Raw genomic sequence first — 25,407 nt, 5'->3', positions numbered from 1 at the left:
GCTGTGGTGCGAGAAAACGCGGCGAGGTGCTGTGGTGCGCGAAAAACGCGGCGAGAAAAAAGGTGCCGCCACGATCGTGGCGGCACCTCGCGCGCGTGTTGGTCAGTGCTACCTATTCAGCGCGTGGTATCAGAAAACCTGGTACCGAGAAGATGCAGAACCTAGCTCTTGCGGGCCCGAGAAGCGGTCTCTTCAGACTTCGCCTTCTTGTCGGCCCTCTTTTCCTTGAGGGACTTGTCGGCAACCTTCTTGGTTGCATCCTTTTTCGGTGATTTGTCAGCCATTGTGTACTCCTTCGCGCCGAGCCGTGGGGCTCCGTCACCATGAGAATACGCGGGTTTAGCGCAAACGGCATCTCCACGGTCAACCCGGCCCGAGTCGCCCTGTGCGCGACTGCCGGTGTGTCGTATGCTGGCGCTGTACTCAACCCTCACCTCGTCGAAAGGTCATCGTCATGAGTCATAGCGCCACCTACAGGGCAGTTCTCTTTGGACCGAACCCGATTGCCGCCGGAACCGAGGTGGAGCTGGAATATATCGATGATGCCTATCAGGACGTCATCGTGCTCGAGTCGGTCGAAGACACTGAAACGATCACTCGCACCTATAAGCGCGGTCGCGAGACCGACGAGCCCATCCCGTACCGGTTCGTCGAGGAAGACGTCGTCGAAGTTGATGGCGAGGCCGACGTTCCCAACTGACGACTCGCGCCGGCCTCGGTACGTCACGGCGGCATCCGGTTGCAGCTGATGTCGATCGATTCGTGCCGAGGCCAGCGGTTCTGCCAGGCGTACCAGGCGGCCAGGCGTGCCAGCCGTTCTAGATGCGCTTGGTGGCGTCGCGGCCGAGCCGCACCGGCAGGGCCATGAGCGGTCCGACGAAACGGCGCTGCAAGCGCCGAGCCGGACCCCAGACGATCTGCACGACGTACTGCGACAGCAGGGCGCCGGCCGCGAGGGCCATCGCGATGCCCGCCGCGGTGAGCAGTGCGAGCAGGCCGTTGATGTCGCCCTCCGAGAGCTTGAGCAGCCCGCGAAACAGAGTAAGACCGGGCACGAGCGGCACCAGGGCCGTCACCATGATCACAAGCGGGGGGGTGCGCACCACGCGCGCTGCGACCGCAGCCAGCAGGCCGACGCCGAGGGCGCTCGCGGCCGAGGCCCAGACCAGGCCGAACCCGCCGGCCATCGCGGCGACGAACAGAAATTCGGCGAGAGCGCCGAGCACGCAGACCACCCAGATCGCGCGCCACGGAACCTGAACGGCGAGCGCGAAACCGACCACAATCACAACGGATGCCACGAGCAGCACCGGCAGCACGGCCAGCGTCACGATCGGGTTCGAATCAATCTCGAGCAGCAGGCCGAACCGGGCCAGGAACAGCGCGGATCCGGACACGCCGGTGACCAGGCCCGCCGTGATCAGCAGCGCTTCAACCAGCCGGGCCGTGCCGGTGAGGTAGAACCCCGACAGGGTGTCATGCACGGCGCCGAAGGTCGTGACCCCGGCGAGGAGCATGATGATGGTCGCGACGACCACGAGCGAGGGATTGGCGGTGGGGTCGATCACCCCGACGATCGCGGCGACGATCGGGCCGACGGCGCCGCCGAGAACGGTCTGGTAGAACAGCGGAACCTGGCGGTGGTCGAGCACCGAGGTGATCCAGTCGATGCTCCAGGTGGCGATGAACGCGGCGATGATCACCGTCGGTCCGCCGCCAATCAGCACGGCGGCTCCCGCACCGACGAGGCTCCAGCCGATGCGGCGCCAGTGCTTGGGCACCTGCGGTTTCGAGCTGACGATGGTGGCCAGAATCTTGCGCGCGTCGGCCACGTCGATCGGCTTCTCGATGATGTCCGCGATCAGCTCCGACGTGGCGGTGAGCTTGGAATAGTCGAGGGTGCGGTACTTCACGTTGCGGCTACGGGTGATCGACTCGTGTGTCGACGGGTCTTCCTGGGTGAGCGTGATGATGGTGTGGGTGATGTTCGCGTCGGTGCCCTTGAGCCCGTAGGCGCGGGTGAGCGCGACCATCGCTGCGGTCGCGTCTTCGGCGCCGGCGCCGGCCGTGAAGATGACCTCGGCGAGGCGCATGGTCAAATCGAGCACGGCGCGGGTGTAGCCGGCGTGGTCGAGGGAGATGGCGGTGGTCTTGCTAAACATCGAGTGGCCCCAAAACGGATGTTGCGGCGGTCGCGTGCGCGGAGTCCGCGTCGGAGGGGTTGAAGAAACCCGCGAGCACGTCGCGGTAGAGCCGCGCGAGTTCAGAGTTCGCATTGTAGGCGGAACCGCCGACGACCTGCACGGCCGTGTCGACGACGAACTTGGCGTTCTGCGTGGCCCGATACTTGAGCCCCGACAACTGGGCGAACCAGGCCGGCCCGACCTGCCAGCTCTGCTCGTCGACCGCGCGAGCGAGCGCGTCGATCTGCGGGTAGATACCGTCCATCGTTATGACGAGATCGCCTACCCGCCAGCGCGCGACCGGATCGTGCGCGTGCGTGCGCCCGTCGTTCTTCCGCGACGTGCGCCGGTGTGCGCCCTCGACGGCGAGTTCGAGCGCACGCTGGCCGAGGCCGGTGTAGACGGCGGAGAGCAAAATCTCAAAGTTGGCGAAGATGCCGGCCACGAGGGGGTCGGCGTTCGGGCCGACGGGCAGGCGCCTAACGACGCGGTCGGGGCGGGCCCGTGCTCCCTCCAGCACGGTGCTCTGGCTCTGGCTGGCGCGCATCCCGAGGGTGTTCCAGTCCTCGAGTACGCGGATTCCGGCATCCGCTCGGTCGAGAAACGCCCAGACGATCGCGGGCTCTGCCGGGTTCGCCTGGTCCAGGCCGAGCACTCCGAGCCGGGTCCAGGCGGGGGAGAGCGAGGTGAAGACCTTGGTACCGGTGAACCGGTAGCCGCCGTCGGGCTGGGGGAGGGCATCCGTTCTCGAGCCGAACAAGACGAGGTCGTTGCCGGGTTCGCTCACGCCGAAGCCGAAGATTTCGCCGCGGCCGGCCTCTTCGAGCAGAAAATCGAGCGTGTGATCACCCTGCGCGTGCAGGCTCGTGGCGACGCCGGTCCAGATCAGGTGCATGCAGACGGCGAGGGCGGTGGCCGGGGCGTGCGCGGCGAGCCGCGTCTGCTCGCGCGCCGTCTGCTGCAGGGTGCGGCCGAGTCCGCCGAAGTGTGTGGGCACCAGGGCGCGCAGGTAGCCGGCGGCGACGAGCTCGTCGAGGTCGTCGGTGAAGAACGAGTTGGCCTGGTCATACCCGGCGGCCCGCGAGCGGATGCCCGCCAGCAGCTCGTCAGACAGCAGCTGCTGGGTCTGTTCGGGGGCTCCCACCGCCTCGTTTTTATCGGTTGCGGGTGCAAAAACGGGCGCTGCCGGAGACGTATCGGGCAGGGCTGCAGCAGGGAGAAACTCGGTCACACCGACAAGCCTATGCAGCCTTGCGACGCCGCGCGAACAACCGCACGGTCAGGAGCACAATTGCTCCGAAAATAGCCAGTGCGACCAGCCAGGGCAGGGCCACGCCGAGTCCGACCAGCAGGCCGCCGAGCGCGGTCACGAGCGCGGTCCAGCCGGTCACAATGCCGCTCCAGAAGCTGTCGGGGCCGCCCGCGGCGACGGTGCCCTCCGCGACGAGTTCGAGTTGTACGGTCGAGTAGTCGATCTGGTCAGCGAGGTAGTCCCGCTGGGACTGCATACTTTCGAGCTCGCTCTGCCGGCTCGACAGGGCGCTTTCGATACTGATCAGGTCGGCCGTGGTCGTGGCCGAGGCCATCAGGGCGAGCAGCCGGTCGACCGAGGTGGTCAGGGCGGTGATGCGGGCGTCGAGGTCCTGGCTTTGCTGGGTCACGTCCTGCGCGGTCAGCGAGACGACGTTGACTCGGCCGAGCTTCTTGATCTGGGCCAGGGTGCGGTCGAGTTCATCGGAGGGAATGCGCAGGGTGAGGCTCGCGCTCGCCGGTTTGATGTCGGTGGCCGGGTTTTCGCTGCGACTGTCAACCCGGCCACCGGCCTGTTCGGTGATCGTGACGGCGGTTTCGCTCGCCGCGACCGGGTCGGTCGCCGTGATCGAGAGGGATCCGGTGGTGATGACATCACGGTTTGCCGTGTTCACGTCGCCGGTGGTGCCGACGACGGCCTTGCCACCCTCGGCCGGAACGACACCGCCCGACACGCTCCCCGACGAGTCGGTGCTCCCCGAACCATTGCTGTTCGCCGTGCACCCCGCCATCAGCACCGACGTCAGAAGAACCGCGATCACAGCCCACGTTCGTCTCATGCCTCACTGTATGGGCCCGCCGGTGTCGCTGACTGGAGGCAGTCTGGGAGTCGGATCACAATTGGGACTCGAAGTCTGCCCCCCGAAGTAAGGTCGTGGAGTTGGAGGTTCAACCCGACTCATCACGACCAGGAGGACAGCATGGGATTCATCGACGATGCCAAGGATGCACTCGGCGCCACCGGCAAAAAGATCGGCCGGGCGGTGGATGACGCCAAAGACCGCGTCGAAGACAAGGCCGACGAGGCCCAGGCCGACGCCAAGGTGAAGAAGGCCGAGGCAGACGTGAAACACGCCGAAGCCGAGCGCACCACCACCGAGGCCAAGAATGATTTCAAGGCCACCCTGCGCAACGATAATTAGCGTATGACCTGGTGGGCGGAGCTGATGCGCATGACGCATCGGCGACGCCCGCCGCTTCTGCATGTCGCAACGGATGCCGGTACCGGTCCGGTCGTGATTCTCGTGCACGGCATCGCCTCGTCCTCGGTCACCTTCTACGAGGTGATTCCGATGCTGACCCCGCATCACCGCGTGATCGCGGTTGACATTCTCGGGTTCGGGCAGTCCCCGGCACCGGACGGCTGTGAGTACCGGCTGGAGGATCATGTCGGGGCGCTGGCCGGGACCATCCGCTCGTTGAAGCTGCGGGAACCGTTTGTGCTGGTGGGGCATTCGCTCGGCAGCCTGATCAGCACCCGCTACGCAGCCATGGAACGGCACAGTCGACTGGCGACCGCGTGGCGCCGGCTGACCGGCCGAGGACCGGTCTCGCGCATGGTGCTCGTGGGGCCGCCGGTGTATCTCACGCCGGGTGATATCGGCGATCCGCGGGTGCGGGCGCGGGTCAGCGCCTACCTGCGCGCCTGCGATTTTCTGCGCGCCAACAAGGAGTTCACGCTCGCCAACGCCGCGATCATGTCGCGCCTGCTGCCCAAGGGCATCTTCGAACTGACCGAGAAGACCTGGACGCCGTTCATCAAGTCGATGGAACACTGCATCGAATCCCAGACCGTGGTGAGCGACATTGCGAGCCTCACGGTGCCGGTCGACGTGATCTACGGCGCGCTCGACGCGTTCATCGCGCAGGGCAGCATGACCGTCATCGAGCGGATGCGCCACGTCACGATGCACCGCGTCGAGGCCAACGACCACATCATTCGTAAGCGGTTGGCCCGGGTGCTCGTGAAGGTCATCGACAGCTGAGCTACACGGCCGGGTAGGTCACGCCCGTGAGCTCCTCGGAGATCGACCAGAGGCGGCGGGCATCCGCTTCATCGAGCGATCGCGGCGGCAACGTGGCGGGAGCGGGGGCGCCGGTGAACTCGCCGAATCCGCCCGGGCCGTAATAGCCGCCGCCGCCCGCCGCGGGGCTCGTCGCCGCGTAGAGTGCGGGCAGGATGCCCTGGTCGATCTGCTGCCATATCCAGCCGATGCGGTGGGAGGCCTCGTTCGCGGCGAGAAAGACCCGCGCCGACGCGCCGTTGTGCGTGGGGCCGGTGATCTGCAGGTTCGTCACGGTCGCGCCCGGGTGCGCGGCGACGCTGCGCACGCCCCATCCTCCGGTGACGCTGCGCCGGTTGAGTTCGCGCGCGAACATGAGTGTGGCGAGTTTGGAGATTCCGTAGGCGCGGTGTGCGCGGTAGCGCAGGCTGTGCAGGTCGTCGAAGTCGAGGCGTGCGGTGCGGGCGATCAGGCTCGAGAGGCTCACGACCCGGCTCGTTCCGGCCGCGCGCAGCAGTGTCAGCAGGTGCGCGGTGAGCGCGAAATGGCCGAGGTGGTTGGTCCCGAATTGCAGCTCAAACCCGTCTTCGGTCTCGTCACGCACCGGCGGCATCATGATGCCGGCGTTGTTGAGCAGAATGTCGATCGGCCGCCCCTCGCGGGCGAGCTCCTCGCCGAAACCGGCGACGCTGGAGAGCGAGGCCAGATCGAGGTGACGGATGCTGAGGGACGCCTCCGGGATCTGCTCCAGAATGCGCGCCACGGCTTCGGCCCCCTTCTGCTCATTGCGCACGGCGAGGATCACCTCGGCGCCGGCCCGGGCGAGGCGCCCGGTGAGGCCGAATCCGAGGCCGCTGTTGGCGCCGGTGACGACGGCGAGTTTGCCGTGCAGATCGGGAACATGGATGTCGGGAAGGGTTTTGCTCCTGCTGGCGCGGGTGGTCTTCGACATGGGGCTCCCGGTTGGTCGTGGAGCTCTATCCAACCCGCTCGGTCTGTGGAAGTCACGCCGCGGGCGGCGGCCCCGGGCAGATTCACGGTTGACCACGGCGGTGATCTCACGCCGGGCGGGAGTTGCGCCGCTGCGCGGGATGCGCAACTCGGGCGCAGCGGCGCAGGTCCCGCGCGACGCGGCGAGCACGACGAGCCCGAGCGCGTGGCACAGGTGCAGGGCGTCCCCCGGCGCGTTCATGGCCGGGTTCTTGCCGAAGAAGCCGTAGGGCTTGAGCGTGAACTTGGCAGAATCCACGGGCATCACCGGCCTGTCCTCAACGCGCGGAAAATGCGTCGGTCCGAAGGTGTGCCAGAGCACGATGTCCGCACCATCGATCGACCGGTCGCCCGCGAGGTACTTGGTCACGCCGTCCCGCCCGGATCCTGGTGCACGAAATCGCCGGCAGCACACTGCTCGGCCGGGTCGTACGGCGTGACGAACAGGTGCTTCGTGGCGAACTCGGCCCGCTACGCAACGCCCGAACCGGTATCGGCCATGAGGCTCGGCGCCGCCTCCGGGTAGGCGGAGGTGAAGAGAATGCCGGTGAGCTTGGCCCCACACTCGATGGTTCCGTCGAGCGAGAGATACCAGTAGAGGCCGTAGTCGTCGTTGCCGACGGTGGTGAAGAAGCTGATCATCCGGCGGCGCTGACGGCGCACCTCGTTGCTGCCGGTGAACATGTCGCCGTGCTTCCAGAGGGTGCCCACGTCTTCCTCGTGCATACAGATGCCGTTCTTGATGGTGAACGGGTTACCCAGTTCGTCGGCCAGCACGGCGTCGAAGTATTTGATCTCGCCGACGCAGTCGCAGCCGAGGGCGAGCGAGTTGCTGAACCGGCCATAGAGGTATTCGCCGGTATCGAAGTAGTTCTGCCAGAACCGCACAGGCGACGGGTCGCCGTAGGGCACGAGCATCTCGTTGATCGAGGCGCGGTAGATGATCGGGCGTTCCTCGCCCTCGTCCGAGAAGGACAGCTGGCGCAGCACGAGACCCTCGCGGGTGTCAAAGCCCACCGGAAACTTCCCGTTCGCCCAGGTCACCCATTCGCCGTTGACCGGGTGTGCCCATGGGTGGTCCTCGGGGTAATCCTGGCGAAGGGCGAGCACCCGCACGATGCGGCGGCCGACCTCTTCGGGATAGTCGTAGAAGCCGGCCGAGAGCGGCACGACGACGACCTCGGCGACGCTCGTGCCGCGGGCTTCGAGAGCGGCGATCCAACGTGGGTCTTCAGCGACGATGCCGGCAGCGGTCCGGTGCGGGCCTGCCGGGCGAGCACGCCGCGCTGGCGCGGTTCTTCGAGGCCGACAGAGACGAACCGGGCGCTGTCGGTGAAGGTCGACGACGCGGTGACAATGTCGCGCACGGCCGTGAATTCGGCGGCGTTCAGGCTCGAGAGCGGATGCGCCGGCTCGCCCGGCGTGGAAGTGGCAGCGGGCAGATCCCGGCCGGTGCTGGTCATTGTTCCTCCGGAAACGGAAACGGAGAGGGGTGGGTGTGGGGCAGGTGGCTGTGGGGCAGGTGGTTGTGGGGCAGGTGGGGGTGAGCAGTCTCGGTTAGCCGCTGATGGCATCCGTCATGTTGTCGTAGGCGGCCCGGTCGGTGCGCTTGAGGACGGCAGCCTGCACGAGGCCGACCGCCGGAAAGAGCATGATCAGGCCGAGCAGCACGGCACTGATGGTGCCGAAGACCGGCAGGCCCCGGGCATTCACGTCGCTGACGAGCATCGGAAAGTTTGCCGCGATGACGACGGCCGAACCGGCCAGGCCGAGTACGGCGAAGTTCACGATGAGAACGACCGCCGTCATCGTCTGCACGACCGACGACACGTACGGGGCGACATGCTTGTGGTGCACCGAGCCGAGAACGTTCGGCAGTACCTTCGCGTTCGACATGGAGTGCTGGTAGCGGGTGTTCACACTGTGAAACGAGAGCACGCAGGCGGACATGCTCGTGATCGGCAGCACGTTCATGATGATCTCGCCGATCGGGCCGAGGTACGTCAGCGTGGTGATGAGAATCATCGCACCCGGATCCTCGGCGGCTTGCGCGAGCACGATGGCGACCTCGGCGACGAGAAGAACCCCGAGCACCGTGGAACTCACGTCGATGTGGCGGTAGCCGAGAAAGCCGACGAGTGCGATGGTCAGTGGTGAGTACCGGTACCGGGGCAGGTCGGGGCCGCCGAGTCCGGCGACGGTGACGGTGACGGTGACGCTCAGAATGTAGCCGACGTAACCGTGCACCGACACCTGGATGGCCGGGTAGGTGAGCAGGGCGAGAAACGCGGTCGCAAGGCCGGCCGGTTTGCCGAGCCGTAGCCGACAACGGTGAAGAAGGCATCCGGTTTGGGAACGTGCCGGGTCATTGCCGACAGTCCCACGGCGAAGAGAAAGAGAACGAGTCCGGAGATGGCGTACATGGCCGAAAAGCCGACACCGTCACCGAGCAGGATACCCAGCGGTGCGGCTCCGCCGACGACGGTGAGCGGTGCGGCCCCGCGACGACCATCATTACGATCGCGGTGGTGCCGAGGGTTCCGGTCAGTGACCGTGCGGCCGGGGCGGTGCCCGCGCGGGTCGCGGAGCGTTGGGTGGCGGTCATGGCAGCTCCAGGGTGGTGAGTCGAGGGTTGGCGCTGTGTGGTAATTCTGTCGACGCCCTGGTGCCGGGCGGTCTCTCTGCGCTGAGGGCCGCACGCCGCCGAATGAGACCAGCGCGAATTTTCGTCTCATTCGGGCGGCACGAGCCGGAAACATACCCGAATCAGTGCGGCAACGACTGCCCGGTAGCCTCGGCGCATCCCTAGCCACGCCAGCGGATGCCTCGGTCGACAAATTTCACCCGGAGGGCCCATGACCGACCTGCAGCGAGCGATTCGGCACCCCGAACCGGTACGCGGATTCGCCGACCGTTCCCGGGTGGACGGCCTGGACCGGTGCCGCGTCGAGTTTCTCGACGTGCTCGGGCAATCAGTGTCGACGGTGGCTCCCTCGGCAGCCGCCACAACCATCCCCCTGTTGATCGCCTCGGCCGGTGGCGCGCCGGTCTGGGCGCTCGCGAGCGGCCTGCTGATCGCCCTCCTCGTCGCGTCGACCGTGGACCAGTTCACCAAACGCATCGCCGCGACCGGCTCGCTGTACACCTTTGTGCCCGTGGGTTGGGCCGAACGGCCTCCTTTGGCCTCCTTTGTCACCGGGGTAGCCCTACTACTCGGGTACGGCTTCATCGCAATGTTCGCGCTCGCCGGGGCCGGGTCGTCGAACTGGCCAACCTCGTCACACCACCCGCCGCCCGCCCGCCCGAGGCTGTGCGCGCGATTCTTGATCGCCTGCGGGGCGGTATCTGGGGCGGTATCCACCTCGTACGGTTCGAGCAGGACGGTCTGCGCGTGATCGATCCCGACCCGGATTTTTTGCCGAGCACTCGGGTCGTGATCCTCGCCCGGCTCGAATCCTCGGCGATGGGGCGGCTGCTCGTGTCGGAGCGGAGCCGCGCCGCGGCATCCGTTTCGCTCGGGTCGGTTTCTGCACAGGGTTTCATTTCGCACGGTTCAGCCGCGCACGGGTCGGCTTCTGGCCTGACCGACCCGTTTGCGCCCGCAGGCTCGAGTACGCGCCTGCTCGGGCAGATTCGGGGGAGCGGATACGCCAGCCAGGTTGATGGGGTCACCGCCGGTTACGGCTGCATCGCCATTTCCGATTCGCGACCGGGCCGGCCAGCTCGTGGCGGGGCTGCGATTTCGCGTTGCGCGGGAGTTCTCTCCAGGCCCGAGCTCCTATTCCTGCGCCGGGTCGCCGATGCGCTCGAGCGCGTCGACGATGAGCGCCCAGAACTTCTCATGATCCAGATCGACGGCCACCTGCGTCGTGCAATCGGCCGGAGCCGGCGCTCGAAAGTCGGCCACGGTCATGCCGAGCGTGAGGGTACCGGCCAATTCCACGTCGAGCGGAGCCTTGCGCACCGTGATCACGGTCGGGTCGATCACATAGGCGACGGCGCACGGGTCGTGCACCGGCGGATGGTCGAAACCCTGGGCATCCCGATAGGTCTTTGCGAAGAACGCGAGCAGTTCGCCGACGAACCGGGACGGAGCCGTACCGACGGAGGCGATGCGGGCGACGATGTCGGGGGTGGCGAGGGCCTGGTGGGTCAGATCCAGCCCGATCATGGTGAGCGGCCACTTCTCGTTGAACACGATGTGGGCGGCTTCGGGGTCGATGACAATGTTGAACTCGGCCGTGGCCGACCAGTTGCCCACGTGATAGCCGCCGCCCATGAGCACGACCTGCTTGACCCGTTCGACGATGCGCGGCTCCTTGCGCGCGGCCAGTGCGATGTTGGTCAGGGCGCCGGTGGGCACGAGCGTGATCTCGCCCGGCTCGTGCGCCATGATCGTGTCGATGATGAGGTCGACGGCGTGGCGATTGTCCAGTTCAAGCGTCGGTTCGGGCAGCACCTGGCCGTCCAGGCCCGACTCACCGTGAATCGATGGCGCCGTCTCGAGCTGCCGCACCAGCGGGCGGGGGCATCCGGCCGCAAACGGTACTCCGGTGATGCCGGCCACCCGGGCGACGGACCGGGCGTTACGGGTGACCTTGGCGAGGGTCTGGTTGCCCATCACGGTGGTCACGGCGACGAGCTCAATGTTCGGATTGCCGTGGGCCAGCAACAACGCGATCGCGTCGTCGTGGCCGGGGTCGCAGTCAAGAATGATTTTGGTGGGCACGCTTCAGGGTAGGTCCTCGGCCCGCGCCCCCGCTCCCGGGCCCGGCGCGTGACGGTGCATAAAGGCAGACCTTCTCATGGCCCGTCCAGAGCGGCTCCGATAAGCTGATCGCGCGGTTGTAGTTCACACCCGCCCCCGTACCGAGGAGTTTGTTCGTATGACTTTGATCGAGGAATTCCTCATGCCCGGCGGCGGCACGAGCATCAATACACTGCCCAAGATCTCCCTGCACGACCACCTGGACGGCGGCCTGCGCCCGCAGTCCATCATCGAGCTGGCCGACTCCATCGGATTTATGCTTCCCACAACGGATGCCGACGCGCTCGGCGAATGGTTCGCCGACCAGGCCAATGCCGGCTCGCTCGTGGAATACCTCAAGACCTTCGATGTCACCACCGCCGTCATGCAGACCCGTGAGGGCCTCAGCCGGGTCGCCCGCGAATTCGTCGAAGACCTCGCCGACGACGGTGTCATCTACGGCGAGATTCGCTGGGCTCCCGAGCAGCACCTGGCCCGCGGCCTCACCCTCAACGAGGTCGTTGAAGCCGTACAGGACGGCATCGAAGCCGGTATCGAAAACGTCGAGAAGTCGGGCCGCAGCATCCGCATCGGTCAGCTCATCACCGCCATGCGTCACGCGAACCGCGGTCTCGAAATCGCCGAACTCGCCGTGCGCTACCGCTTCGACGGTGTTGTCGGCTTCGACATCGCCGGCGCCGAGGCCGGCTTTCCGGCCGGTAAACACCGCGCCGCCTTCGACCTGCTCGCCCGGGAATTCATGCCGGTCACCGTGCACGCCGGCGAGGCCGACGGGCTCGACAGCATCCGCGGCGCCCTGTTCGACGGCCGCGCGCTGCGCCTCGGCCACGGTGTGCGCCTCGCCGAGGACGTCACCATCGAACGCCAGGACGACGACAACACCTTCGTCACCCTCGGCCCGGTGGCCCAGTGGGTGCGTGACCGTGAGATCACGCTCGAACTGAGCCCCTCCTCGAACCTGCAGACCGGAGCGGTCGCCGCCTGGGGTGAGGAACTGTTCGACCACCCGTTCGACCTGCTCTACCAGCTCGGCTTCAAGGTCACCGTCAACACCGACAACCGGCTGATGAGCGACACAACCCTGACCCAGGAGCTCGCCCTGCTCTCCGATGCCTTCGGCTACGACCTCGGCGATCTCGAGACCTTCCAGCTCAACGCAGCCCACGCCGCGTTCCTGCCGCTGGAGGATCGCGAAGAGCTCGTCGAAGCCATCGAAGCCGGCTTCGGCGACGCCTGACGCCGGTCTGCTGGGCGGGGCTGGCTCGACGAGTCGGCTGACACCCGTGCAGGTTCACCCCGTTCGACCCCGTAGAACTGAAAGTGACCATGCCACTGCCGCATCTCCCGCTTGACGCCATCACGATCGGCGCGCACGTCGACCACTGGCCAGCTGCCATCACGGCCGCCGGAGACGCCCTCGTGCGTTCCGGCGCCGCCACATCCGCTTACACCGACCGCATGATCGCGGTGGTCCGCGAATTCGGCGCCTACATCGTGATCGCGCCGGGACTGGCGCTCGCGCATGCCCGCCCCGGAGCGGATGTTCTCGCCGACGGACTCTGCGTCGTCACCCTCGCCGAGCCGGTGGCCTTCGGACACCCGCACAACGACCCGGTCAGTGTGATCGTCGGCCTGGCCGTGGCTGGCGCCGCCGCCCACCTGCATTTCGTCGCCGAACTCGCCAACGTGTTCAATGACCCCGCGGTGATTCCCGCCCTGGCCGGCGCGACCACCGCAGAATTCGTGCAGAGCGTGTTCGGTCAGACCGCCTCATGAAGATCGTCGTGATGTGCGGCATCGGCCTGGGCACCTCGGCCATCCTCAAGGTCAACGCCGAGCGCGCCCTGGAACGCCTCGACATCGAGGCGAGCGTGCAGGCCACGAATGTCGCCGGCGTGCGCGCCGCCGCAGCCGACGCCCAGGTTATTTTGACGTCGTCGGAACTCGTCGATGCGATCGGCAAGACCAACGCCGACGTGATCGTCATCAACAACTACTTCGACGTCGACGAACTGTTCGCCAAGCTCGAAATCGCTCTGGGTTCGTAGCCCCGTCGTCCGAAGCTCTCCGGGCCCGGAAAGCGGGCCCAGGTCAGATCGTGGGCTGCCCCGCTCGCCGAGCCGTGAGTTTTGAGCGCTATTCCGCTAAAAAAGGGGCTCAAACTCACGGCTCGGTGAAGCGGATGCCGCCCGCTAGGCGATCAGGGCGCGCATACCGCGGTCGAGCTCGTCCAGGGCGGCCTGCGCGGCCGCACGACGCTCCACCAGGGTACCGACCGTGCTGCGGGTGTCGATGTACACCTTGAGCTTCGGCTCGGTTCCGCTCGGACGCACCATGACGCGTGATCCATCGGTCAAGCGGATGCGCAACACGTCACTCGGAGGCAGTTCACCCAACCCCCAGCGAAAGTCATCGATCTCATCGACCCGAATGCGGCCCACGTGCGTCGGCGGCGACTCCCGGAGGCGAGTCATGACCAGCGCAATCGTGGACAGTTCGCTCACCCGCACCGAGATCTGCCCCGACGCGAAGTGTCCGAACTTCTCGCTGAAGAGGTCCAGATACCCGGCGAGGGTCGTCCCCTCCGACTTGAGGTCGCTCACGAGCGAGAGCAGCGCGACGGCGGCTGAGATGCCGTCCTTGTCGCGCACGGTGCCCGGATTCACCAGATAGCCGAGCGCCTCCTCGAAGCCATAAACCAGGTTCGGCACCCGGGACACCCACTTGAAGCCGGTGAGGGTTTCTGTGAAACGCAGGCCGTAGGCATCCGCTACCGCGTGCAAGGCCGGCGACGACACGATCGAGCAGGCCAGCGTGCCGGTGCTGTCGGTCAGAGGAGCGTCGAGATCGGGGGAGGGAGCCAGCGCGGCCGCCCGCCACCCGAGAATAGCGCCGACCTCGTTGCCGCTCAGCCGGCGGTACCCGCTCGCGCTGGACAAGTCGGGGATGGCCACGGCGAGGCGGTCGGCATCCGGATCGTTCGCGATGATGAGCTCGGCGCTCACCTCACGCGCGGTCTCGTAGGCGAGGTCCATCGCGCCAGGCTCTTCCGGGTTCGGGAACGCGACGGTCGGAAAGGCGGCGTCCGGGGCGATCTGCGCGTCGACGAGGGTCGGCAGGTCGAATCCTGCCTTCTCGAGCACCCGGCGGGTGGTGTCCCAGCCGACGCCGTGCATGGCGGTGTACACCGCGTTCACCTGCGCGCGCGGCGTGTGGGCAATGCCGGCGGTCGCTTTGATGTAGGCGTGCACGACGTCTTCGTCGGCGGTCTCGTAGCTGCCGCGCGGCAGGTGCGGCACGTGTTCGTCGGCGGCGACGCGCAGAATCTCATCCGAGATGTTTTTGTCATCGGGGGAGACGATCTGGGCACCATTGTTCGCGCCGCCCAGATATACCTTGTAGCCGTTGTCGTTGGGCGGGTTGTGCGAGGCGGTCACCATCACACCGCAGCTCGCGTCGAGGTGCCGCACCGCGAAGGCGAGCACCGGCGTCGGCAGCAGACGCGGCAAGAGGATGGCTCGCACCCCCGCGCCCGCCATGATCGCCGCCGTGTCGGTCGCGAAGACGTGCGAGTTCTTGCGTCCGTCGTAACCGATGACCACCGACGGCGTCACCCCGGGCGCGGCATGCCGACGCAGGTAGGTGGCCAGGCCGGCCGCGGCCTGCGAGACGAGCACGCGGTTCATGCGGTTCGGCCCGGCGGCGATTTCGCCGCGCAGCCCGGCCGTGCCGAAGGCGAGCCGGGTATCGAACCGCGAGTGCAGGTTGGACAGGGCCGCGGTGTCGCCGTCGTCGACGGCGTTGATGAGCACGCGCAGCTGCGCCTGCGTCTCCGGGTCGGGATCCTGGTTCAGCCACGCCCGGGCGGCCTGCAGGAGCGCCGCGGTGCGGTCGGTCGGGACGTTCGGGGTCTCCTGGGCGACCGGCGCGGTCGCGAGGTCGTCGTCGTCGATGACCGCACCATCGGGAGTGATCGTCTGAATGGCGACCGTCGGTTCGGAGGCGGCATCGTCGGTGTCCTGCACGACCGGCAGGGCCTGGGTAGGAGTCTGGATCTCGTCGGTCAGATCGGTGTCGGTGACGGGCGAGGTGACGGGCGAGGTGACGGGCGGGGTGACGGGCGGGGTGACGGGCGGGGTGACGGGCGCAGCGGCATCCACTGGCGGGCCGGAGTGGCGACCGCCGGTGCGCTCGACCGGCTGCTCGCCGGTCCCGTCGTGGACCTCGGAACCGGTCTCGTCGTGATGCTCGGAACCGATCCCGTCGTGGACCTCGGAACCGGTCTCGTCGTGATGCTCGGAACCGCTCGCGTGGTGATGGTCGGCGCCGCTCTCGTCGTGGCGGTCGGTGCCGGTCACAGTGCGGCCACGATCCGCGCGAGGAGCGCGCTGATCACCGGTTCGGCCAGCGCGCCGGCCTCGATGACTTCGTCGTGGCTGAGCGGAGTCTTCTGAATGCCGGCGGCGAGGTTGGTGATGAGCGAGAGTCCCAGCACCTCCATGCCGGCCTGCCGGGCCGCGATGGCTTCGAGCGCGGTCGACATGCCCACGATGTGGCCGCCGATGGCCTTGGCCATCTGCACCTCGGCCGGCGTCTCGTAGTGCGGCCCGCGAAACTGGCAGTACACGCCCTCGTCGAGTGTCGGGTCGATGCCGCGCGCGAGATCGCGCAGCCGCTTCGAGTACAGGTCGGTCAGGTCGACGAAGGTCGCACCCTCGAGCGGGGAATCAAAGGTCAGGTTGATGTGGTCGCTGATCAGCACCGGGGTGCCCGGCGTCCACGATTCGCGGATGCCGCCAGCCCCGTTGGTCAGGATCATCGTCGTCGCTCCGGTCGCCGCCGCCGTGCGCACACTGTGCACGACCCGGCGCACGCCGTGGCCCTCGTAGTAGTGCGTGCGTGCGCCGATCACGAGCGCGCGCTTGCCGCCGGGCAGCAGAATGGAGCGCAGTGTGCCGGCATGGCCGACCAGTGCGGGGGCGCTGAACCCGGTGATGTCCGCGGCGGTCACGGTGTGGGTAGTCTCGCCGATCAGGTCGGCTGCCTTGGCCCAGCCGCTGCCGAGCGTGAGCGCGATGTCGTGCCGGGGTACGCCCGTGATGCCGGCGATCTCCGCGGCGGCCGACCGTGCTGCCTCAAACGGATCAGTGCCGGGCAGGTCTAACGGGTTGATCTCGTTCGTGAACATTTCACTACTCTAGAACCCCCACCAACGGTGCGGAGATTCTGCGCGAATTCTGCTCATCGGCGCGCCGAACGGGCGCCGAGACGGCCATTCGGCTCGAATTTGCTCATTTCGGCTACGAACCGGGCTGTGCGGGCACGGAAGCGGTTTGGCGGGGGCTGCGCGGGTTGAGAGAATGGAGTACATGGCCTATGAGTTCGAACGCAAGCAGCGCATCGCAGTACTGGGCGGTGGGCCCGGCGGATATGAAGCGGCCATCGCCGGAGCACAACAGGGTGCCGATGTCACCCTCATCGAGAGCGTCGGTGTCGGCGGTTCCGCCGTGATAACGGATGTCGTTCCCTCCAAATCCCTCATCGCCACGGCCGAGGCCTCGAACTCGATCGGCGAAGCGACCGATCTCGGTGTGCAGTTCTTCGTGCGCGGCGAAACCGGCAAGCCGCTGCGCCCGGAGGTGGCCATCAACCTGGCCGCCGTGAACAAACGTCTGCTTGCCCTCGCCCGCCAGCAGTCCGAAGACATGAAGGCCTCACTCATTCGTGCCGGCGTGCGCTACGTGCAGGGCCACGGCCGCCTCGACGGCACTACCGGTATCATCGTCGCCACCTCCGGCGACGCGACGGCCACCGACTTCGATCGCATCGACGCCGACACCCTCGTCGTCTCGGTCGGGGCGAGTCCTCGCGTGCTGTCCTCCGCGCTGCCCGACGGTGAGCACATTCTCACCTGGACCCAGCTGTACAACCTCAAGGCGATTCCCGAACACCTCATCGTGGTCGGCTCCGGTGTCACGGGGGCCGAGTTCGCCTCCGCCTACCGCGCCCTCGGCGCGAAGGTCACCCTCATCTCCAGCCGCGACCAGGTTCTGCCCGGGGAAGATGCCGACGCCGCCAACGTGATCGAGAACGTCTTCAAGCGCAACGGCATGACCGTGCTCTCCAAATCGCGGGCCTCCTCGGTGGAGCGCACCACGACCGGCGTCGTCGCGACCCTCGAAGACGGTCGTACGGTCGAGGGCAGCCACTGCCTCATCGCCGTCGGCTCCGTTCCCAACACCGCCAACATCGGCCTCGAACAGGCCGGCGTGCAGATCACCGACTCCGGTCATATCCAGGTCAACCGGGTCGCCCGCACCTCGATTCCGAACATCTACGCGGCCGGTGACTGCACGACCGAGATTCCACTGGCATCCGTTGCCTCGATGATGGGCCGCACCGCGGTGTTCCACGCCATGGGGGACACCGTCAACCCGATTGAGATTCGCAACGTGGCCGCGAACATCTTCACCCAGCCCGAAATCGCCACCGTCGGCTACACCCAGAAGCAGATCGAAGACGGCCTCGCCCAGGGCGACATCTACAAGCTGCCGCTGTCGTCGAACCCGCGGGCAAAAATGATGGGGATCAGGGATGGCTTCGTCAAACTGTTCGCCCGCACCGGCAGCGGCACGGTCATCGGCGGCGTCATCGTGGCCCCGAAGGCGAGCGAGCTCATCTTTCCGCTCGCGCTCGCGGTGGAACACCGGCTCACGGTCGACGAGGTTGCTCGCACGTTTCCGGTCTACCCCTCGCTCACCGGTTCGATCACCGATGCGGCCCGGGCGATGCACGTCGTTCTCTAGCTTTCGTTCTCGAGGTGGGCCGCGGAAACCCCCAGTGTTCGAGCTGAGGAGCGAATGCCCTGTCCCCAGCCCCACTGTTGAGACTATGCGGCGGCGTCGGAGACCGTCAGCAAAATGGAGCCGGAGGAGACCGTCTCGCCGACGACGGCGCTGACGTTGCCGACCGTGCCGTCGCGGTGTGCGACGAGCGGCTGCTCCATTTTCATGGCCTCGAGCACGAGCAGCAGGTCACCCTTGACGACGAGGTCACCCTCGGCGACGAGCAGTTTGACGATGGTCGCCTGCATCGGCGCCTTGATGGCGTCTCCGGTGGCGGTATCGACGGAGTGCAGGCCGCCGCGACGTTTGGGGGCGGGACCGACCGACCGGGCGCTCGCGCCGCCGGGCAGCAGTCGGGTGGGCAGGGTCACCTCGATGCGGCGTCCCTCCACTTCGACGACGATGCTGTGGCGTTTCTGCGGGCCGACGGCGTCTTCCATGCTGCCGCTCCACGGTTCGATGTCGTTCTCGAACTCGGTCTCGATCCAACGGGTGAAGACGGTGAAGGGCTTACCATTGGTCGGCGCGAAGGCGGGGTCGCGCACGACCTTGCGGTGAAAGGGCAGCACGGTCGGCAGGCCGGCGACCTCGAACTCGTCGAGGGCCCGGCGCGAGCGCTCAAGGGCTTCTTCGCGGGTCGCGCCGGTGACGATGAGCTTGGCAATGAGCGAATCGAACGAACCGCTGATGACGTCGCCGGACTGCACGCCGGTGTCGACGCGCACGCCGGGGCCGCCCGACGGCTTGAACACGTGGATCGGGCCGGGCGCGGGCAGAAAGCCGCGGCCGGCATCCTCTCCGTTGATACGAAACTCAAAGGAGTGAGCGGATGCGACGGGGTCGCCGTAGGTCAGCTCGCCACCCTCGGCGAGGCGGAACTGTTCGCGCACCAGGTCGATGCCGGTGACCTCTTCGGAGACGGTGTGCTCGACCTGCAGCCGGGTGTTGATCTCGAGGAACGACACCGTTCCGTCTTGGCCGATGAGAAACTCGCAGGTGCCGGCGCCGAGGTAGCCGACCTCTTTGAGGATGGCCTTGGACGCCCGATACAGTTCGGTGGTTTGAGCTTCGGTGAGAAAAGGCGCGGGCGCCTCTTCCACGAGCTTCTGGTGCCGACGCTGCAGAGAGCAGTCGCGGGTCGACACGACGACGACGTTGCCGTGCATATCGGCGAGGCACTGGGTTTCGACGTGTCGGGGGGAGTCGAGGTACTTCTCGACGAAGCATTCGCCGCGACCGAAGGCGGTGATGGCCTCACGGGTGGCGGAGTCGAACATCTCGGCAACCTCGTCGCGGGTGCGGGCGACCTTGAGGCCGCGTCCGCCGCCACCGAAGGCAGCCTTGATGGCCACGGGCAGGCCGTGCACGTCAACGAAGGCGAGCACCTCGGCCGCGTCAAGGCAGGGGTTCAGGGTGCCGGGCGCCATGGGTGCGTTGACCTTTTCGGCGATGTGCCGGGCCGACACCTTGTCGCCGAGCTGCTCGATCGCTTCGGGCGACGGCCCGATCCAGATAAGTCCGGCACCGATCACGGCACGGGCGAAGTCGGCGTTTTCGGCCAGAAAGCCGTAGCCGGGGTGCACGGCGTCAGCGCCGCTTCGACGGGCAATCGACATGATCTTGTCGATGACGAGGTAGGTTTCGGCGCCGCTGGTGCCGTCGAGACCGTACGCCTCGTCGGCGAGGCGGGCGTGCAGGGAGTCGCGATCCTGGTCGGCGTAGACGGCGACAGAGAGAATTCCACTGTCTTTCGCGGCACGGATGACCCGAACGGCGATCTCGCCTCGGTTGGCGATGAGGACCTTCGTTATGAGTGACACAATCACATAGCCTATTGCCCACCCCCAGATCCCTTTTGGTTCTGTCCCACAAAAAGACTGGGTAGATTCTTGCGGATCCCTACAACTACAGTGCCCCGGGGCGATTCCACAGGGTCGGCCACTCGTGTCCGAGACCGCGCACCAGCCGCCGCAGCGTCGGCAGCGACAGCCCCACCACGGTCGATGGATCGCCGACAATGCTCGTGATAAAAGGAGCGCCGAGACTGTCAATCGTGAACGCACCCGCCACAAACAAGGGCTCACCGGTCGCGATATACGCGTCGAGCTCGGCGTCGTCGAGGTCGTCGGCAAAGGTCACCTCGGCCACAGCGACCGCCCCGATCGCCCGGCCGGGAGTGCCGCCGCCGACCTCGATCAACCAGTGGCCCGAGTACAGCGTGCCGGTGCGCCCGCGCTGGCGTTCCCACCGCTCGCGGGCCGCTTCGGCGGTATGCGGCTTGCCATAAATGATATCGTCGAGCACGAAAACCGAGTCGCCGCCCAGCAACAAACTCTCCAGAAGCAGGCCATCGAGCGGCTCCGCCAGCAGAGCGGATGCCGCCGCCTCCGCTTTCGCGCGCGCCAACAGTTCCACGAGAACTCGCGGTTCAAGTGCCTCACCGCGCAATGCCTCGGTCTCGGCGACGACCCGTTTCTCGTCGACGTCGGGGTTGATCAGTACCGGTTCAATGCCGGCCGCGCGCAGCAGTGCGAGGCGGGCCGGAGACGTGGAAGCCAAATAGAGGCGCATGCTGTCCTTCGGGACGGGGCTGAACGGGAGCGGATGCATCCATTCAAGCAGGCCCACCCTGCCAATCAGGCGCGCAGGCGGTAGCCGGCGAGGGGGTGTGGGATCATCGTTAGATGAGCAACGCGAGTCATCAGCCCCAGGCCCCCGCACCGACAACCTCCGCGATGGTCGGCGACGAGCTTGAGCTGGACATCACCAACGTCGCCCACGGCGGAATCTTCGTCGCCCGCCACGAGGGCCGCGTCATCTTCGTCAGCGACACCCTGCCCGGCGAACGCGTGCGCGCCCGCCTCACCGAGGCCAACCACAAGAGCTTCTGGCGCGCCGAAACCGTCGCCGTCATCGACGCCGCCCCCGAACGGCAACCACATATCTGGAGTGCGGCATCCCTTGATCGCGCCCCCGAAGACCGGGCCGGCGGCGCCGAATTCGGCCACATCGAACTCAGCTTTCAACGCGAACTCAAGCGCCAGGTGCTCGCCGACGCGCTGCAGCGCATGGCCGGACTCGATGTCGGCGTTGTGGTTGAACCGGTCGCGGTCAGCGCGAAGGCCAGCCCCGGCGATGCGATGGACGGCACCGGATGGCGCACCCGGGTGAGCCTGCACGTGGCCGACGATGGAACCATCGGCCCCTACGCCGCGCGCAGCCACCGGGTGATTCCCGTCGATGACCTGCCGCTCGCCGAGCACGAGCTCGAACTGCGCGCCCCGCTCGACACCCTGTTTCACAACGCCGCCTCGGTTGACCTGGTCGCGCCGAGCAAGGGCGACGTGCAGGTGCTGGTCTCGGCCAAAGACGCCAACGGTAAGCCCAAGCGGGTGCCGCACGGCCTGATTCACGAGATCGTCGCCGACCGCGAGTTCGAACTCGACCGCTCCGGATTCTGGCAGGTGCACTCCAGGGCTGCCGACACCCTCTACCACGCGGTGCAGAACATCATCGATCCAGCCACGTTCGACCCGCGCGCCGCCAACCTCGACCTGTACGGCGGCGTCGGCCTGCTCGCCGCGGCCGTCGGCGACACGTTCGGCCGGTCGACCCGCATCACCTCGGTGGAAAGCGACGCCGAAGCGGTCGCCTTCGCCGCCCGCAACCTCAGGGAATGGGCCGGCGCAACCGTCGAAGCCGACCGCGTCGACCGTTTTCTGCAGCGCCTGCTGCGCGAAGCGGATTCCGCGGAGCGCGCCCGTCTCGCCGCCGCCACCGTCGTACTCGACCCGCCGCGCTCGGGGGCCGGCAAGGCCGTCGTTGACCAGCTCGTTGCCCTCGCGCCGCAACAAATCGTCTATGTGGCCTGCGACCCGGTGGCTCTGGCTCGCGACATCGCGCTGTTCCAGAAACAGGGGTACGAGCTGCGCACCCTGCGCGCCTTCGACCTGTTCCCCAATACCCATCACGTCGAAGCCGTCGCACTGCTGTGTAAATAGCTATCGTTGACACCAGACAACCCGAAGGTAGCCACATCGTGAGCCACGCAGCAACTGATTCCGTACCATCCACCCCCGCAAAGACCCCCGTTCGCGTCGGTATCGTCGACGACCACGAGTCGGTACGACTGGGCTTGCAGGCCGCCTGCGAGAACGCCGGCTACGAGGTCCTGTTCGCGGCCGCGACGGCGCAAGCCCTCGTCGACGGCCTCGCTGGTCGTCAGTGCGACGTGATCGTGCTCGACCTCTCGCTCGGCGACGGCTCGCTCGTGACCGACAACGTGCACCTCGTGCAGACCACCGGCTCCGCCGTGCTCGTGCACAGCATCGCCGACCGCGTCGCCTCGGTGCGGGAGGCCCTCGCCGCCGGAGCGGCCGGGGTCATTCCCAAGTCGTCGCCGACCACCACGGTGATGGCCGCCGTCGCCTCCGTCGCCCGCGGCGACGTACTCAACAACCTCGAATGGGCCACCGCCATCGACGCCGACCGGGACTTCGCCAAGGCGCAGCTCGGGCGGCGCGAACGCGACGTGCTGCACCTCTACGCCTCGGGCCTTCCGCTCAAAATGGTCGCCATGCAGCTCGGCATTGCGCACTCCACCGCCCGCGAATACCTCGACCGCATTCGGGTGAAGTACGTCGAGGTCGGCCGCCCCGCGCCAACCAAGGTCGACCTGTTGCGCCGTGCCGTCGAAGACGGAATTCTGCCCGGGCTCGACGCCACCGAAGCTGACCGTGGTGTCTAAACGGGCCGCCCGCAGGGGCGACCGCAGCAGCATCCCGGGCATCCCGGTGTCCACCATAACCCAGCCGTTTGCCACCGTCCGTGACGATGATCGTGAGCCCGAGGGCAGCCCGTTTGGCCGCGCCCGGCAGCCGCGCAATCCGATCAGCCACGCGCAGATCGAAATTGTGCTGTCCCGATCGGTGGCCGGAGTCGCGGTGATCTTCGCCGTGCAGACCCTGCCGCTCATGCTGGAGCAGCTGTCAAACCGCAAAACCGAGGCGGCCATCCTCGTCGCGAGCCTGCTCGCCCTCTCGATTCTGGTGTTCGTGGTCAGTACGCTCATCCGGCGCGGCATCCGCACTGCCGCCGCCGTCGTGAGCGGCCTCTACCTGATTGCGCTGCTGATCTGGCCGCTGCTCATGATTGATTCCACGCTGGTGCTCGCGAGCAAGCCGTGGCTCTGGTATCTCTGCACCGTTGCCACCTCGTGCGCGGCCATCGCCCTGCCGCTGGTCTCGGCCGCCGTCTACACCGTGATCGCCCCGGTCGCCTTCGGGCTTGTTCGGGTACTCCCCTCCGGCGGTAGCGCCGAGAACCTGCTCGCCGTGCTCGACACCTGCTACGCCATGCTGCTCGGCGGTGTCGTGCTCATCATCATCTACGTGCTGCGCGAGGCCACGGCCAAGGTCGACACCGCCCAGTCCAATGCACTCTCCCAGTACTCCGTGGCGGTACGCCATCACGCCACCGAAGTGGAACGGGTCGAGGTCGACTCCATCGTGCACGACACTGTGCTCGCCACGCTGCTCTCCGCGGCCGGGGTGCGCAATGCCAAGGGTGCTGAACTGGCGGCGATGATGGCTCGCAGCGCCATCATCCGCTTGCAGCAAGCCAGTGGCGAACGTAACCTCGACGATGCCATGGTCGCCGTCAGTAAACTGACCGCGCGCATTCGCACGGCGGCGACCGCGACCGGAGTGTTCACCGTGACCGAACGGTGCGTCGAGGGCCTCAGTATTCCGGAGCACGCCGCTGAGGCGCTCTACTCGGCCAGCGTGCAGGCCATGGTCAACAGTGTGCAGCACGCCGGCCCCGCACAATCACGCCGGCTCACGGTGGGCGGCAACGACCAGAGCGGATGCACCATCGAAATCAGCGACACCGGCCGCGGTTTCGACGCCAGCGTCGGCAGTGCACGGCTGGGCTTGCGGGTATCCATCCATGACCGGGTCGCCAGCGCCGGCGGTATCGCGGTGCTACGCACGAGCCCCGGCCACGGCACCACCATCACCCTCACCTGGCCGCATCCGGACGCAGACCGCGATTCGAGCGCCGGCCTGGCCACCGCCGGCGACGGCGACGGCACACGGTCCGGGCTCGACGGCAACCCCGTGGGTGGTCGACGATGACCGGCGTCGTGGTCGTCTCCCGCGCCCTGATCCTCGTCGTGGCCACCTTCTTCTCGGGCTACCACGTGCTGCTCGGTGTGTATTCGCTCAACGAGCCGCACTCATCGGTGCCGATCCTGATGGCCATGGGGCTGTACATTGTGGCGACGGTCGCGAGCCTGTGGCCCTCCAGCCCCATGCGCATGGCGTTGCCGTTGGCCCTGTTCAACGTGGCGGTCGCCGTTGCGATTCCGCTGATCGTGGGCAGCCAGCTCGACGGTTCTTCGGGCAACCTCGGCTACGAAACATGGTACGTCGCCGCCATCGGTACCCTGATGACGATCACGGCTACCCGCAAACGCCTGCAGCTGGCGCTGCTGGGTGTCGGCGCCCTCGTGGTGCACAGCGTGCTGTGGGCCGGCGTGGGCGAGCTGGGGAACATGGGCGTCATTGGCAGCGTCGTCTGGGTGGTGGCCGCCGGGCTGCTCTCGCGTGCTCTCGTGAAGGCCAGCCGCGATGCCCGCCAGTATTCGCGAGCAGAGCGGGAGGCGAGCGGATGGCACGCCGCCCAGGAGGCCCACCTATACGAGCGCCAGGTGCGGCTGACGCAGACCATGCGCCTGGCCATGCCGATGCTGCGACGCATCAGCGAGAGCAACGGGCAGCTCACTGAGGCCGAACGTCGGGAGTGCCGGCTGCTCGAAGCGGCCATTCGTGATGAGATTCGCGGACGGCGCCTGCTCAACGACGCGGTGCGCGAACAGGTCATGGCCGCCCGACGACGTGGCGCGAGCGTCACCCTGCTCGACGAGGGTGGTATCGACGATCTCAACGGGGCCGACCTGGCGATCGTGCTCAACACCCTCGCGATTGCCATTGGCCGCACGAGCGCCGACAAGATCATCGCCCGCACGTCTGCCGACAGTGCGACCATTGCGGTCACCGTGGTGGGCCTGAGCAGCCCTGACCCGGCCGTGAGCGCCCTGGGGCCGGACTCCTCCGGTGAGGAGGTGGACCTGTGGATGGAAATCCCCCGGCAGGGCGCGCCCGTCGCCTGACGCCTGCAGGAACGCGAAAGGGGATCAGCCGAAGCTGATCCCCTAACGACTTTTCGAGAAAGGACGACAACCCGAATGCCATCCGTTCTCGCCCCCAAAAACATTCGCTCGCTTACCCTAGTCAGCGAATGAT

At 67.1% G+C, this 25,407-nt stretch carries 23 protein-coding genes and 1 pseudogene; 12 read left to right on the top strand and 12 right to left on the bottom strand.

Annotated elements, in window-relative coordinates:
* Positions 1–161: 161 nt before the first annotated feature.
* Positions 162–284 carry a hypothetical protein gene (locus LH475_RS04955; RefSeq protein ID WP_255408738.1) on the bottom strand — a complete coding sequence of 41 codons (123 nt, stop codon included), beginning with the start codon at positions 282–284 and terminating at the stop codon, positions 162–164.
* Between the two features lie 170 nt (positions 285–454).
* On the opposite strand from LH475_RS04955, the gene LH475_RS04950 reads away from it, so the two are divergent.
* Complete coding sequence (locus LH475_RS04950; protein WP_196844422.1) at positions 455–700, top strand: hypothetical protein; 246 nt, start codon at positions 455–457, stop codon at positions 698–700.
* 118 nt (positions 701–818) lie between these two features.
* Here LH475_RS04950 and LH475_RS04945 read toward each other — a convergent pair whose 3' ends face one another.
* From LH475_RS04945 to LH475_RS04935, 3 genes are all read right to left on the bottom strand, one after another.
* On the bottom strand, positions 819–2,162 hold the full coding sequence (locus LH475_RS04945) for a threonine/serine exporter family protein (protein ID WP_196844421.1): 1,344 nt from the start codon (positions 2,160–2,162) through the stop codon (positions 819–821).
* Positions 2,155–3,327 carry an acyl-CoA dehydrogenase family protein gene (locus LH475_RS04940; protein ID WP_297413020.1) on the bottom strand — a complete coding sequence of 391 codons (1,173 nt, stop codon included), beginning with the start codon at positions 3,325–3,327 and terminating at the stop codon, positions 2,155–2,157. Before LH475_RS04940 ends, LH475_RS04945 begins: the two co-directional genes overlap by 8 nt.
* 97 nt (positions 3,328–3,424) lie before the next feature.
* On the bottom strand, positions 3,425–4,273 hold the full coding sequence (locus LH475_RS04935) for a DUF4349 domain-containing protein (RefSeq protein WP_196844420.1): 849 nt from the start codon (positions 4,271–4,273) through the stop codon (positions 3,425–3,427).
* Positions 4,274–4,414: 141 nt separating this feature from the next.
* Between LH475_RS04935 and LH475_RS04930 the strand changes: the two genes are divergently transcribed.
* Together LH475_RS04930 and LH475_RS04925 are read left to right on the top strand one after the other, a co-directional pair.
* Positions 4,415–4,636, top strand: a complete 222-nt coding sequence (locus LH475_RS04930) for a hypothetical protein (RefSeq protein WP_196844419.1) — start codon at positions 4,415–4,417, stop codon at positions 4,634–4,636.
* A 3-nt stretch (positions 4,637–4,639) separates the two neighbouring features.
* Positions 4,640–5,479, top strand: coding sequence for an alpha/beta fold hydrolase (locus tag LH475_RS04925; RefSeq protein ID WP_196844418.1), 840 nt, complete (start codon positions 4,640–4,642; stop codon positions 5,477–5,479).
* Between the two features lies 1 nt (position 5,480).
* Here LH475_RS04925 and LH475_RS04920 read toward each other — a convergent pair whose 3' ends face one another.
* From LH475_RS04920 to LH475_RS04910, 3 genes and pseudogenes are all read right to left on the bottom strand, one after another.
* Positions 5,481–6,449 (bottom strand): SDR family oxidoreductase, encoded by a 969-nt coding sequence (locus LH475_RS04920; protein ID WP_196844474.1) that lies wholly within the window; start codon positions 6,447–6,449, stop codon positions 5,481–5,483.
* A 228-nt stretch (positions 6,450–6,677) separates the two neighbouring features.
* Positions 6,678–7,950: pseudogene (locus LH475_RS04915) on the bottom strand (hypothetical protein); the annotation flags it as partial.
* Positions 7,951–8,044: 94 nt separating this feature from the next.
* Positions 8,045–8,740, bottom strand: a complete 696-nt coding sequence (locus LH475_RS04910) for a hypothetical protein (RefSeq protein ID WP_297413010.1) — start codon at positions 8,738–8,740, stop codon at positions 8,045–8,047.
* A gap of 602 nt (positions 8,741–9,342) precedes the next feature.
* Between LH475_RS04910 and LH475_RS04905 the strand changes: the two genes are divergently transcribed.
* A complete protein-coding gene (locus tag LH475_RS04905) occupies positions 9,343–9,882 on the top strand; it encodes an APC family permease (protein WP_196844417.1) in 540 nt (179 codons plus the stop codon).
* 383 nt (positions 9,883–10,265) lie between these two features.
* On the opposite strand, the gene LH475_RS04900 is transcribed toward LH475_RS04905, so the two are convergent.
* Positions 10,266–11,216, bottom strand: coding sequence for a nucleoside hydrolase (locus tag LH475_RS04900; protein WP_297413009.1), 951 nt, complete (start codon positions 11,214–11,216; stop codon positions 10,266–10,268).
* A 157-nt stretch (positions 11,217–11,373) separates the two neighbouring features.
* Here LH475_RS04900 and LH475_RS04895 point away from each other — a divergent pair, with 157 nt between their 5' ends.
* The 3 genes from LH475_RS04895 (at position 11,374) to LH475_RS04885 (ending at position 13,303) form a co-directional block, all read left to right on the top strand.
* The gene (locus tag LH475_RS04895; RefSeq protein WP_196844415.1) at positions 11,374–12,492 is read left to right on the top strand and encodes an adenosine deaminase; all 1,119 of its coding nucleotides are present in this window, start codon (positions 11,374–11,376) and stop codon (positions 12,490–12,492) included.
* 89 nt (positions 12,493–12,581) lie between these two features.
* Positions 12,582–13,031 carry a PTS sugar transporter subunit IIA gene (locus LH475_RS04890; protein WP_297413008.1) on the top strand — a complete coding sequence of 150 codons (450 nt, stop codon included), beginning with the start codon at positions 12,582–12,584 and terminating at the stop codon, positions 13,029–13,031.
* Positions 13,028–13,303 carry a PTS sugar transporter subunit IIB gene (locus tag LH475_RS04885; protein ID WP_196844413.1) on the top strand — a complete coding sequence of 92 codons (276 nt, stop codon included), beginning with the start codon at positions 13,028–13,030 and terminating at the stop codon, positions 13,301–13,303. The genes LH475_RS04890 and LH475_RS04885 overlap by 4 nt, the downstream gene beginning before the upstream one ends.
* Before the next feature lie 144 nt (positions 13,304–13,447).
* On the opposite strand, the gene LH475_RS04880 is transcribed toward LH475_RS04885, so the two are convergent.
* Positions 13,448–15,130 carry a phospho-sugar mutase gene (locus LH475_RS04880; protein WP_297413019.1) on the bottom strand — a complete coding sequence of 561 codons (1,683 nt, stop codon included), beginning with the start codon at positions 15,128–15,130 and terminating at the stop codon, positions 13,448–13,450.
* Between the two features lie 479 nt (positions 15,131–15,609).
* On the bottom strand, positions 15,610–16,443 hold the full coding sequence (locus LH475_RS04875; protein ID WP_196844412.1) for a purine-nucleoside phosphorylase: 834 nt from the start codon (positions 16,441–16,443) through the stop codon (positions 15,610–15,612).
* A gap of 181 nt (positions 16,444–16,624) precedes the next feature.
* On the opposite strand from LH475_RS04875, the gene LH475_RS04870 reads away from it, so the two are divergent.
* A complete protein-coding gene (locus tag LH475_RS04870; protein WP_196844411.1) occupies positions 16,625–18,061 on the top strand; it encodes an NAD(P)H-quinone dehydrogenase in 1,437 nt (478 codons plus the stop codon).
* A gap of 83 nt (positions 18,062–18,144) precedes the next feature.
* Here the strand turns inward: LH475_RS04870 and LH475_RS04865 are convergent, their stop codons facing one another.
* On the bottom strand, positions 18,145–19,920 hold the full coding sequence (locus LH475_RS04865) for a biotin carboxylase N-terminal domain-containing protein (protein WP_196844410.1): 1,776 nt from the start codon (positions 19,918–19,920) through the stop codon (positions 18,145–18,147).
* Positions 19,921–20,005: 85 nt separating this feature from the next.
* Positions 20,006–20,671, bottom strand: coding sequence for a Maf family nucleotide pyrophosphatase (locus LH475_RS04860; protein WP_196844409.1), 666 nt, complete (start codon positions 20,669–20,671; stop codon positions 20,006–20,008).
* Between the two features lie 113 nt (positions 20,672–20,784).
* Here LH475_RS04860 and LH475_RS04855 point away from each other — a divergent pair, with 113 nt between their 5' ends.
* From LH475_RS04855 to LH475_RS04840, 4 genes are read left to right on the top strand one after another with little or no spacing between them, the layout of a single operon-like run.
* The gene (locus LH475_RS04855) at positions 20,785–22,101 is read left to right on the top strand and encodes a TRAM domain-containing protein (protein ID WP_297413007.1); all 1,317 of its coding nucleotides are present in this window, start codon (positions 20,785–20,787) and stop codon (positions 22,099–22,101) included.
* A gap of 38 nt (positions 22,102–22,139) precedes the next feature.
* Positions 22,140–22,847, top strand: coding sequence for a response regulator transcription factor (locus LH475_RS04850; RefSeq protein WP_196844408.1), 708 nt, complete (start codon positions 22,140–22,142; stop codon positions 22,845–22,847).
* On the top strand, positions 22,840–24,237 hold the full coding sequence (locus LH475_RS04845) for an ATP-binding protein (RefSeq protein WP_297413006.1): 1,398 nt from the start codon (positions 22,840–22,842) through the stop codon (positions 24,235–24,237). Before LH475_RS04850 ends, LH475_RS04845 begins: the two co-directional genes overlap by 8 nt.
* Positions 24,234–25,274, top strand: coding sequence for a hypothetical protein (locus LH475_RS04840; protein ID WP_196844406.1), 1,041 nt, complete (start codon positions 24,234–24,236; stop codon positions 25,272–25,274). Before LH475_RS04845 ends, LH475_RS04840 begins: the two co-directional genes overlap by 4 nt.
* The last annotated feature ends 133 nt before the right edge of the window (positions 25,275–25,407 follow it).

Origin of the sequence: Cryobacterium sp. (assembly GCF_026786305.1) — a bacterium.
Classification (GTDB): Bacteria; Actinomycetota; Actinomycetes; order Actinomycetales; family Microbacteriaceae; genus Cryobacterium.
This window is presented reverse-complemented; position numbering and strand designations above follow the sequence as displayed.

Coding starts and splice junctions, on each gene's coding strand:
- LH475_RS04955 (WP_255408738.1), bottom strand. CDS start 284: ATGGCTGACAAATCACCGAAAAAGGATGCAACCAAGAAGGTTGCCGAC.
- LH475_RS04950 (WP_196844422.1), top strand. CDS start 455: ATGAGTCATAGCGCCACCTACAGGGCAGTTCTCTTTGGACCGAACCCG.
- LH475_RS04945 (WP_196844421.1), bottom strand. CDS start 2,162: ATGTTTAGCAAGACCACCGCCATCTCCCTCGACCACGCCGGCTACACC.
- LH475_RS04935 (WP_196844420.1), bottom strand. CDS start 4,273: ATGAGACGAACGTGGGCTGTGATCGCGGTTCTTCTGACGTCGGTGCTG.
- LH475_RS04930 (WP_196844419.1), top strand. CDS start 4,415: ATGGGATTCATCGACGATGCCAAGGATGCACTCGGCGCCACCGGCAAA.
- LH475_RS04925 (WP_196844418.1), top strand. CDS start 4,640: ATGACCTGGTGGGCGGAGCTGATGCGCATGACGCATCGGCGACGCCCG.
- LH475_RS04920 (WP_196844474.1), bottom strand. CDS start 6,449: ATGTCGAAGACCACCCGCGCCAGCAGGAGCAAAACCCTTCCCGACATC.
- LH475_RS04905 (WP_196844417.1), top strand. CDS start 9,343: ATGACCGACCTGCAGCGAGCGATTCGGCACCCCGAACCGGTACGCGGA.
- LH475_RS04895 (WP_196844415.1), top strand. CDS start 11,374: ATGACTTTGATCGAGGAATTCCTCATGCCCGGCGGCGGCACGAGCATC.
- LH475_RS04890 (WP_297413008.1), top strand. CDS start 12,582: ATGCCACTGCCGCATCTCCCGCTTGACGCCATCACGATCGGCGCGCAC.
- LH475_RS04885 (WP_196844413.1), top strand. CDS start 13,028: ATGAAGATCGTCGTGATGTGCGGCATCGGCCTGGGCACCTCGGCCATC.
- LH475_RS04875 (WP_196844412.1), bottom strand. CDS start 16,443: ATGTTCACGAACGAGATCAACCCGTTAGACCTGCCCGGCACTGATCCG.
- LH475_RS04870 (WP_196844411.1), top strand. CDS start 16,625: ATGGCCTATGAGTTCGAACGCAAGCAGCGCATCGCAGTACTGGGCGGT.
- LH475_RS04860 (WP_196844409.1), bottom strand. CDS start 20,671: ATGCGCCTCTATTTGGCTTCCACGTCTCCGGCCCGCCTCGCACTGCTG.
- LH475_RS04855 (WP_297413007.1), top strand. CDS start 20,785: ATGAGCAACGCGAGTCATCAGCCCCAGGCCCCCGCACCGACAACCTCC.
- LH475_RS04840 (WP_196844406.1), top strand. CDS start 24,234: ATGACCGGCGTCGTGGTCGTCTCCCGCGCCCTGATCCTCGTCGTGGCC.